Origin of the sequence: Streptomyces aureus, assembly GCF_001418135.1 — a bacterium.
Taxonomy (GTDB): Bacteria; Actinomycetota; Actinomycetes; order Streptomycetales; family Streptomycetaceae; genus Streptomyces; species Streptomyces aureus_A.
The window spans coordinates 1-9,299 of record NZ_LIPQ01000313.1 but is presented as its reverse complement, the minus strand read 5'-3'; the positions used below and the strand labels follow the sequence as shown (position 1 = coordinate 9,299).

At 71.1% G+C, this 9,299-nt stretch carries 9 protein-coding genes and 4 pseudogenes; 5 read left to right on the top strand and 8 right to left on the bottom strand.

Annotated elements, in window-relative coordinates:
• Nucleotides 1-740, bottom strand: a 740-nt coding sequence (locus tag AOK00_RS24980; protein ID WP_055602520.1) for a GntR family transcriptional regulator, incomplete at its 3' end; no start/stop codon positions are given.
• A gap of 67 nt (nt 741-807) precedes the next feature.
• Nucleotides 808-2,172 (bottom strand): aspartate aminotransferase family protein, encoded by a 1,365-nt coding sequence (locus tag AOK00_RS24975; protein WP_055602519.1) that lies wholly within the window; start codon nt 2,170-2,172, stop codon nt 808-810.
• 188 nt (nt 2,173-2,360) lie between these two features.
• Between AOK00_RS24975 and AOK00_RS24970 the strand changes: the two genes are divergently transcribed.
• Both AOK00_RS24970 and AOK00_RS24965 read left to right on the top strand, forming a co-directional pair.
• The gene (locus AOK00_RS24970) at nt 2,361-2,972 is read left to right on the top strand and encodes a DJ-1/PfpI family protein (RefSeq protein WP_055602518.1); all 612 of its coding nucleotides are present in this window, start codon (nt 2,361-2,363) and stop codon (nt 2,970-2,972) included.
• Complete coding sequence (locus tag AOK00_RS24965; protein WP_055602517.1) at nt 2,969-3,424, top strand: MarR family winged helix-turn-helix transcriptional regulator; 456 nt, start codon at nt 2,969-2,971, stop codon at nt 3,422-3,424. The genes AOK00_RS24970 and AOK00_RS24965 overlap by 4 nt, the downstream gene beginning before the upstream one ends.
• Here AOK00_RS24965 and AOK00_RS41465 read toward each other — a convergent pair.
• The 3 genes and pseudogenes from AOK00_RS41465 to AOK00_RS24955 form a co-directional block, all read right to left on the bottom strand.
• A pseudogene (locus tag AOK00_RS41465) lies at nt 3,415-3,713 on the bottom strand (hypothetical protein). The gene AOK00_RS24965 and the pseudogene AOK00_RS41465 sit on opposite strands and share 10 nt — an antisense overlap.
• The gene (locus AOK00_RS24960; RefSeq protein ID WP_055602521.1) at nt 3,710-3,973 is read right to left on the bottom strand and encodes a hypothetical protein; all 264 of its coding nucleotides are present in this window, start codon (nt 3,971-3,973) and stop codon (nt 3,710-3,712) included. Before AOK00_RS24960 ends, AOK00_RS41465 begins: the two are co-directional and overlap by 4 nt.
• On the bottom strand, nt 3,970-4,386 hold the full coding sequence (locus tag AOK00_RS24955; RefSeq protein WP_055602516.1) for a hypothetical protein: 417 nt from the start codon (nt 4,384-4,386) through the stop codon (nt 3,970-3,972). Before AOK00_RS24955 ends, AOK00_RS24960 begins: the two co-directional genes overlap by 4 nt.
• A 157-nt stretch (nt 4,387-4,543) precedes the next feature.
• Between AOK00_RS24955 and AOK00_RS24950 the strand changes: the two are divergent.
• Both AOK00_RS24950 and AOK00_RS24945 read left to right on the top strand, forming a co-directional pair.
• A pseudogene (locus AOK00_RS24950) lies at nt 4,544-5,256 on the top strand (helix-turn-helix domain-containing protein).
• Nucleotides 5,253-5,486: pseudogene (locus AOK00_RS24945) on the top strand (DUF397 domain-containing protein). Before AOK00_RS24950 ends, AOK00_RS24945 begins: the two co-directional pseudogenes overlap by 4 nt.
• A gap of 4 nt (nt 5,487-5,490) precedes the next feature.
• Here the strand turns inward: AOK00_RS24945 and AOK00_RS24940 are convergent.
• From AOK00_RS24940 to AOK00_RS24930, 3 genes are all read right to left on the bottom strand, one after another.
• Entirely contained in the window at nt 5,491-6,405 is a 915-nt protein-coding gene (locus AOK00_RS24940) for a glycoside hydrolase family 19 protein (RefSeq protein WP_055602515.1), read from the bottom strand.
• Nucleotides 6,406-6,561: 156 nt separating this feature from the next.
• A complete protein-coding gene (locus tag AOK00_RS24935) occupies nt 6,562-7,503 on the bottom strand; it encodes an FG-GAP repeat domain-containing protein (RefSeq protein WP_055602514.1) in 942 nt (313 codons plus the stop codon).
• 131 nt (nt 7,504-7,634) lie between these two features.
• Nucleotides 7,635-8,576 (bottom strand): NADP-dependent oxidoreductase, encoded by a 942-nt coding sequence (locus tag AOK00_RS24930; protein WP_055602513.1) that lies wholly within the window; start codon nt 8,574-8,576, stop codon nt 7,635-7,637.
• Between the two features lie 158 nt (nt 8,577-8,734).
• Between AOK00_RS24930 and AOK00_RS24925 the strand changes: the two are divergent.
• Nucleotides 8,735-9,299 (top strand): annotated as a pseudogene (locus tag AOK00_RS24925) (phosphate ABC transporter substrate-binding protein); the annotation flags it as partial.

The window sequence follows — 9,299 nt, the reverse complement described above, 5'->3', positions numbered from 1 at the left end:
GCCCACTCGATGGAATGGGCGGACCGGCTGGAGCAGCGGGCCCGCTGCTCCAGCCGGTCCGCCCATTCCATCGAGTGGGCGTTGTACTCCCGTACGACCGCGACGGCCGCTTCCGCGTCGCCGCGGGTGATCGCGTCGACCAGGTCGACGTGACCGCTCCACAGCCAGCCGAGGACGTCCCGCTCGGAGCGCAGGTAGGGGACGGAGAACACCCAGGCCTGGACGCGGAGCCGGTGGAGGAAGTCGGCGATGTACTCGTTGGCGGCGACCAGCCGGGCGAGTTCGCGCCAGTACCGGATGTCGTACCCGATGAGGATGTCGAGGTCTCCGGCGCGGGCGGCGCGGGCCGCCGCCTCGCCCCTGCGCCGGATCGAGACGAGGGCGACGCCGACCCCGAGGTCGGGTTCCGTGACCGCGGAGCGGGGCGGCACCATGGCGGCGTCGCGGCGGAAGATGCCGTCGACGACGAGCATCCGGGCTTCGACCATCCCGCGGTAGTCGTCGACCGAGTACTGGTGGACGCGGAAGCCGCGGTGCTGGTCGGAGTCGAGGAGGCCCTGTGCGCAGAGGTCGACGAGGGCTTCGCGCACCGGGGTCGCGGAGACGCCGTACTGGTCGGCGATCTGTTTGACGGTGAATTCCTCGCCGGGTTGGAGACGGCCCGCGAGCACCTCGTCACGCAGCGCGTCCGCGATCTGCTGTCGCAAGGTGTTGCGGGTGACAGCTCCGCTCGCGGGCATGGGTCGGCCCCCTCCGTCCGGCTCCGGACACCCTAGTCCAGACGGAAGGGGCCGCCCCGTCCCGCGGTTACGCGGTGTGTTCGTCGGCGACCGTGAGGGCCGCGTCCAGGGCCGCGAGGCCCTCCTTGGCCTCCGCCTCGGTGACGTTGCAGGCGGGCACGGCGTGGGTGCGGTTCATGTTGACGAAGGGCCACAGGCCGTTCTTCTTCGCCGCGGCGCCGAAGGCGGCCATCGGCGCGTTGGCCTCGCCGGCCGCGTTGTACGGGACGAGCGGCTCGCGCGTCTCGCGGTTCTTGACCAGGTCGAGCGCCCAGAAGACGCCGAGGCCGCGGACCTCGCCGACGGACGGGTGGCGCTCGGCGAGCTCGCGCAGGCCGGGGCCGAGGACGTTCTCGCCGATGTGGGCGGCGTTCTCGACGACCTTCTCGTCCTCCATCACCTGGATGGTGGCGACGGCGGCGGCGCAGGCCAGCGGGTGACCGGAGTAGGTCAGTCCGCCGGGGTAGGGCCGCTTGTCGAAGGTGGCGGCGATCTTCTCGCTGATGGCGACGCCGCCGAGCGGCACGTAGCCGGAGTTCACGCCCTTGGCGAAGGTCATCAGGTCGGGCACGACGTCGAAGTGCTCGGCGGCGAACCACTTGCCGGTGCGGCCGAAGCCCGCCATGACCTCGTCGAGGACGAAGACGATGCCGTACTTGTCGCAGATCTCGCGGACGCCGGCGAGGTAGCCGGGTGGCGGGGTCATGATGCCGGCGGTGCCGGGCACGGTCTCCAGGATGATCGCGGCGATCGTCGCCGGACCCTCGAAGGCGATCGTGTCCTCCAGGTGCTGGAGGGCCCGCGCGCTCTCCTCCGCCTCGGTGGTGGCGTAGAAGGGCGAGCGGTAGAGGAACGGCGCCCAGAAGCGGACGACGCCGGCGGAGCCGTTGTCGGAGGCCCAGCGGCGCGGGTCACCGGTCAGGTTGATCGCGGTGGAGGTGGCGCCGTGGTACGAGCGGTAGGCGGAGAGCACCTTCGTACGGCCGGTGTGCAGCCGGGCCATGCGGACGGCGTTCTCGACGGCCTCGGCGCCGCCGTTGGTGAAGAAGATCTTGTCCAGGTCGCCCGGGGTGCGCTCGGCGATGAGGCGTGCGGCCTCGGAGCGGACGTCGATGGCGAAGGCGGGCGCGAAGGTGGTGAGCTTCGCGGCCTGCTCCTGGATGGCGGCGACCACACGGGGGTGCTGGTAGCCGATGTTGGTGTAGACGAGGCCGCTGGTGAAGTCCAGGTAGCGGTTTCCGTCGTAGTCCCAGAAGTACGAACCCTCGGCGCCGGCGACGGCGAGCGGGTCGATCAGGCCCTGGGCGGACCAGGAGTGGAACACGTGCGCGCGGTCGGCTGCCTTGACGGCGGCCCCGGCCTGGGGATCGGGTTCGATGACATGAGGGGTCATGGGGTCGAGGGTAAGGAACCGCAGGTAGGGCGGGCCATGGCCATCTTGTCCACCGAGACCGGGGCCGACGCGACACCTTGTTCCGTGCCACGGAACACCTCCCAGCGATTGACAGCATCCTGTCGACATGACAGTCTGTTGTCATCGAAGCCAGGGAAACAACCACGGGATCGACCGAGGGAGCAGCCATGGGAACGAAGACCGTCCACCTCGCCGTCTACGACACGCTCGCCGACTGGGAGACGGGCCACGCCACCGCCTGGCTCGCCCGCGCCGGCTACACGATCCGGACCGTCGGCCCGGTCGCCGGGGAGCCCGTCACGACCATCGCCGGCATCCGGATCGTCCCGGACCTCGCGCTCGCCGACCTCCGGCCCGAGGACAGCGACCTCCTGATCCTTCCGGGAGCCGAGAAGTACGACGAGGGCGACGAGCTCGCCGCCTTCCCGGCAGCGGCCCGCGCCTTCCTCGACGCCGGGGTGCCGGTCGCCGCGATCTGCGGCGCCACCGCCGGACTCGCCAAGGAGGGACTGCTCGACGACCGCCCGCACACCAGCGCGGTCTCCTTCTACCTGGCCGCCACCGGCTACAAGGGCGGCGAGCACTACGTCGACACGGACGCGGTGACGTCCGGGGGCGAGGCCGGGAGCGGCGACCTGATCACGGCCGGCCCCACGGAGCCGGTCGCGTTCGCACGCGAGGTCTTCGCCGTGCTCGGCGCGTACGAGGGCAAGCGGGACGCCTGGTACCGCCTGTTCCACGACTCGGACCCGGCGGCGTTCGCCGAGCTGAACTCGTGAGCCGCGAGCAGCAGGACGCCCTCTCGCGTACGGCCCTGGGCGTCTTCCGCCTCAACGGCCAGTTCCTCGCCGTCTCCGAGAAGCTCGCCGAGCCGGCCGGCCTGACCGCCGCCTGGTGGCAGGTCCTGGGAGCCGTCCTGCCGGAACCCCTCCCGGTCGCCGGGATCGCCCGGGCCATGGGCATCACCCGGCAGAGCGTCCAGCGGATCGCGGACCTGCTCGTACGGGAGGGACTCGCGGCGTACGAGCCGAACCCGGCCCACCGCCGCGCCAAGCTCCTCACCCCGACCGAGGCGGGCCGGGCGGCGATCGCCCGCATCGACCCGGGCCACGCGGAGCTGGCCGCCGCGCTCGTCCGGGAGCTGGGCGGCCAGGCGGCCTTCGACGAGACGGTCCGGGTCCTGGACCGGCTGTCGGCCGCGCTCGAAGCCGTCGACGCCGGTCACCGGTAGGCGGCCGGCCGCGCTCGGAGCGGAAGGTCGTCGGGCAGCGCCCGGAACGCCCTGTGCCGCCCGAGAGAGCGGACGGCACGGAGATCGCGGCGGTCGAGCGTGTGGATCGTCTGAGCGCGGCTTCGCGGCCGAGCTCACGTGTGGCCACATGGTCGAGCCCTGCCGGCAGGAGCGGGGACATGACGAGCAGCCCCGCGGCCTGGATCGCCTCGGTGGCAGCCGTGTTCTCGGGGTGGGTGGAACCAAGAGCGGCCAGCGGCCCGGAGGTGTCGGCCACGACGATGATCACGCAGTCGCCCCTTCGGTGTCCGCCTCACGCCGGACGGTGTCGGCCACGACATCGCGGACCTCGGCCCTGGCCGGTGTCCGGCCGCTCCCCTCGGACGTGCGCGAGAACAGGGGCTCGCCCCAGACCCGGTCGGCCATGGCCGCGAGGTGGATCCCCTGCCGGATGATCCCGGCACCGCTTGTGCCGCGCCGCGTGGCGGCCTCCTTGATGATCGCCAGATCCTCGGGTTCGGCGCCCACGTGCGTGCGCTTCCTGGTCAGGACACGCCGCTGAACAGCTCGGTCACGGCGCTCCGCAGCAGCAGCGGGTGGACGAACCGGCCCGCCGAGGTCGGCGGGAACCGCCAGGACAGCGGCCAGGTGCGCCCGGTGAGAGCGGGCACGGGAACGTAGCCGACGTGCGCGGGACCGGCGTTGAACCGGGTGACCCCGCGCGGCCACGCCCTCCGCGCCGTCGACCCCGGCGGAACCAGGAAATAGACGCCTCGTCGCCCGTTCGCCTCGATCACGACCGGCCCCGGGTCGCCCCCGGTGAGTGCCTCTATCCGGTCGGCGAGCCGCCGCCCCTCGTCACCGTCCACCCGAACGGCGTCGAATTGCACCCCCGCCTTACGGAGCTGGAATCCGGAAACTGGAATCCAGTCCACGTTTACTTCCCGATTCTCTTCATTCACGGGGACATGTTCCCGCGCCGACGCTAGCGTTTTCCACGACTGTGCCGGGCGCGTCGGTAACCCCTTGACCTGCACCAACTCACCTTGCGGGCAGTCGAATTCGGCGGGGAGCAGTTGAGACCGGTTGAGATCGGTTCAGTCCGAATGGGGAGCGGGAATGGCGCGAGCGGAGAACAAGGAAACGGTCGGCCCTGCGGCGCGGATGGCAGCGGCGGTGGCCAAGAAAATGCGCCTGAAGAAGGGCCTGACGCAGGACCAGCTGGGGACGCAGATGGGCTTCACCGGTGCGGCGATCAGCGCGATGGAACGGCTCATCCACCCGTGAGCGACGACATGCTCGTCCAGCTCGAACGCGTCCTGGGCGGCGGCACGTCCGTCTTCGACGAGATGCGGGAGCTCGTACGGCTGGAGAAGCTGCCGGAGCAGTTCCGCGGGTACGCGCCGATCGAGCAGAAGGCGGTGGCGCTGTGGCTGTACGCGAACCACGTCGTCCACGGGCTGTTCCAGACGGAGGCGTACGCGCGGGCGTTGATCGCGGGCGGACGTCCGGAACCCAGTCCGGAACGAGTGGAGGAGCTGGTGGTCGCACGGATGGCGCGGAAGGCGCTGTTCGACCGGAAGCAGGTCTGTGAGATCGAGCTGGTGCTCGACGAGTCGGTGCTGCGGCGGCCGATCGGGAGCGAGGAGGTCATGCGGGAGCAGTTGGCGTACGTGGCGGAGTGCGCGCGGAGGAGGAACGTGAACCTCCAGGTGCTGCCGCTGAATGCGGGGTTGGAGGGCGAGTACGCAGGTGCGAAGATCCGGGCACAGGCCCTGGATCCGCGCAGGTCGCTGGGCGTCATCGAGGAGTTGGCGGGAGTACGCAGATGAACGAGACCCTGCACTGGTTCAAGTCCGGCTACAGCGACAGCGGCGGTGGCAACTGAGTCGAGGTCGCCTTCGCGTGGCACAAGTCCTCGTACAGCGACGACAGCGGTGGCAATTGCGTCGAGGTGGCCACCTGCCCCCACGTCGTCCACCTCCGCGACTCAAAGCAGAGCGACGGGCCCACGTTCACCGTGGAGCCCGCCGCTTGGAGCGCGTTCGTCGCGTGGCAGTAGCCGACTAGCAGGACAGGTTCGACCCCGCGGGGACGCCCAGGATCTGGGTGAACTGCTGGTACTTGGTGACCCGGCTCTGGACCTGGGCCGGGTTGCCGCCGTTGCATTCCAGGCTGCCGTTGATCGCCCAGATGGTCTGGCCGAAGCCGGCGCCGTTGACCATGGCGTTGTGGGCGGTCATCGTGCCCGGGCCGCTCTGGGTGTTCCAGTACCAGAGGCCGGTCATCATGGCGACGGCCGGGTCCTGCTCGACGCGCCAGGGGTTGTTCAACAGGTCGATGCCGAGGGCGTCACCGGCGGCCTTGTAGTTGAAGTTCCAGGAGAGCTGGATGGGGCCGCGGCCGTAGTAGGCGGCCTGGCCGGCCGGGCAGCCGTAGGGCTGGTTGCGGTCGCAGTAGTGCGGGTAGTTGGCCGTGTTCTGCTCGACGATGTGGACGAGGCCGCCCGTCTCGTGGGAGACGTTCGCGAGGAAGGCCGCGGCCTCCTGCTTCTTCACCGTGTCGCTACCGGTGTTGGCGAAGCCGGGGTACGACTTGAGGGCGGCGGTGAGGCCCGCGTACGTGTAGAAGGGGTTCCGGTTCGGGAACATCTGGTTGAACTGGGCCTCGGAGACCACGAATCCGCCGCTCGGCGGCGGGGTGGTGGGGGGCGGGGTGGTCGGCCCGCCGCCACAGGCGCCCTGGTCGGCCCAGACGCCCCACTCGCCGGTCGTGCCGGGAGTCTCGTTCTGGGTCCACCACTTGGCCTGCCAGTTGTGGCCGTTGTGCGAGGCCGTCATCCCGCCCGTGTAGACGCTGGACGAGTTCCACGCGGCCGCGCAGGCGGCGGCCGCGCCGGCGGAGGCGGAGGGGACGAGGAGGACCGCGAGTCCGATGGCCGTACAGAACGCGGCCATCACGGTGACCAACTTACGCAGCATGCGTGCTTCCTTCCGGGTGGGGCCGGGTGGGGGAAGCCACAGAGAAGCGCGATTGGTCTGGACCTGTCAAGGTCTAGACCAGATTTGTGACAATGGCCCCGCCCCCCAGACAGGTGGGGGCCGGGGCCATTCACATGTCGCTCAAGTCAGCGGCGCCTAGAGCAGGTTGTAGATCTGGAAGCCGACGCCGATCCTGACCGGCTGCTGGAACACGGCCGGGGCGCTGCCCGAGCCCGAGTACCGGAACAGGTCACCGTTCGGCTTGCGCGCGATCAGGTCCGTCCGGCCGTCGGCGTCGAGATCGCCGACGGACAGCAGGCGGTCGAAGGTGTTCCAGCCGCCGCCGATCTTCGTACGGCCCGCGAAGGGGGCCTTGTAGTCGCCGGTGCCCTTGTAGAGCCACAGGACGCCGGTCTTGTCGCGGGCGACGATGTCGGGCTTGCCGTCACCGGACAGATCGCCCTGGCCCTCGACCTGGTCGTACTGGCCCCAGCCGCCGCCGACGCGGGTGCGCGCGGTGAGCGAGCCCTCCGGATGGGCGAGGTACGACCACAGGACACCGGCCCTGTCGACGCCGAGGAGGTCGGCCTCCTTCGCTCCGCCGATGCTGCCCGGGGAGAGGACCGCGCGGTAGGCGTTCCAGCCCGTGCCGACCTGCTTGGAGCGCTGGTCGAAGGGGGCCGCGAACCAGTTGTACCTCAGGGTCCCGTCCTTGTGGAGGAACCAGGTGCCGTCCCCCCGACCGTCCTTGTCGTTGTCGACGTCGATCACGTCGGCGAGGAAGTCGTAGGAGGCTTCGAGGTGGTGGCGGGGGTCGAAGCCGCCTTCCCGGTTCGGGAAGTAGAGGTACCCCTCGGTCGTCTGCTTGTGCACGCCCATCATCGAGAAGGTGGGCGTCTCCACCGGGGTGTCCTCGACGGCGAGCGCACCGGTTCGCGGGGCACCCCCGGCCTGACGCTCGGCCTCGGCCACGGCCGTGGCACGCGCCCGGTCGGCACCGGCCGGGTCGCCGGAGGCGAAGGCGGTGCCCGCGGTGGCGGTCAGGGCGATCGTGGCGGCGAGTGCGCCGCGCAGTGCGCGCCGACGTCGGATGATCATGAAGGTTCCCCCCTGGGATCCACTCGGCTCGTCGACGGACTCGACGGCGGCGCATGGTCGTGCGCCGCCGGAGTCCAGAAGCCTCTCACGGGGGCCTGACAAGGGGGGTGCCAGGCGGGCGGCGGCTTCCCTCAGATCAGGAGCACGATCCGGCCGGGCCGGTGGCCCGCCTCCGCGCGGCGATGGGCCTCGGCGACCTCCTCCAGCGGCATGACGTCGGCCACCCGGGTGATCAGCTCGCGGGCGGCGACCTTCTCCAGCGTCTCCTTCAGCCGGGCGGCGTCCGGGCGGGCCCGGACGACCTCGACGCGGATGTTCCGCTCGGCGACCGGAATCCGGTCGGGGGCGATCGCGGCGAAGGCGCCGCCGTCCTTCAGGAGCGGGAGGGTCCCCCCGCCGAAGAGCGCGCCGTCGAAGATCCCGTCCACCCCCTCCGGGGCGACCGCCCTCACCCGGGCGGCCACGTCCTCCGGCGCACCGCGCGGGACGGCGTGGTCCGCGCCGAGGATCTTCAGTTCGCTCTCGTCGCCCTCGTGGGCGACGGCAACGACCCGCAGCCCGGCCGCGTGGGCGTACTGGACCGCGAAACGCCCCACCACGGCACTCGCACCGGTCACGAGCAGCGTCGCCCCCGCCGGGAGCGCGAGCCGGTCGAGGCCCTGCTGGGCCGTGGCCGAGGCCAGCGGGACGGACGCGGCCGCGGTGAAGTCCACGTCGTCCGGGATCGGGGCCAGCCAGGCCGGATCGACCCAGACGACCTCGGCATACGTGCCCTCGCCGGTCAGCTCCTCGTACCAGTTGATGTAACCGGCCACACGAGTCCCTTCGGCCATCCCGGGCACGGGGTCGAGCAGCTTGCCCGCGAAGTCCGTCCCGAGGACGAAGGGGGGCTTGAGGTCGCCGACCGCACCGGCGTACAGCCCGGCCCGGATCCGCACATCGGCCTGGTTCACGCCGGCGGCCTTGAGCCGCACACGCACCCTGCCGGGGACGTCCCCGGCCACCGGTTCGGGCCGGCGGGCCATTCTGAGGACCTCGGGTCCGCCGTAGGCGGTCACTTCGACGACACGCATGGGGTTCTCCTCAGACTGAAGGCCCCCTCGTGGCCATTACACCCACGCTCCGCAGCCCCGGGCAACCTCTGGTGACCCGGTTGACGGAAGGACGAACTCCACGTGGCGGGAAGCGACGTACCCGCCGTAACCGCACACACGTCCGTACCGTCGCGCGGGTGGACTGGCTTACCGCTGAGAACATCATCGCCGTGGTCACCGCGCTGGCCGGTGTCCTCGTCTCGATCGCCGCCATCTGGGTCCAGTGGTGGGTTCCGCGCCGGCGCCGGATCGGCTACCGCGTCCAGCTCGACACGTCCATAGGCGCCGGGGCCGCGGCCAGCAGCGCCGTGACCGGCCCCGGCGCGACCGTGCGGCGCGGGTACTTCGACACGAACCAGGATCTGACCGACGCCACCATCGTCCTGCTCCGGATCGAGAACGACGGCGGCCTGGCCATCGGCGGCGACGACTACACGGACGGGGGCAACACCGGACTCACCGTGCGGTTCGCCGACCCGGACGGCACCGGCCCCGGCCGCCAGATGAAGGCGATCGTCGTGACCGCCCCCGACCACCCCGGGCTCCTGACCCACTTCGACGCCGCCTGGCAGCCGACCATGGGGGTCGGCTCCATCCGGCTGCCCAAGGTGCCGCTCAACCGGGGCGCCCACTACAAGCTGCTCGTCCTGCTCACCGGCGGGCCGACGGGCACGCCCGTCAGCGTCGAGGGCACCCTCGACG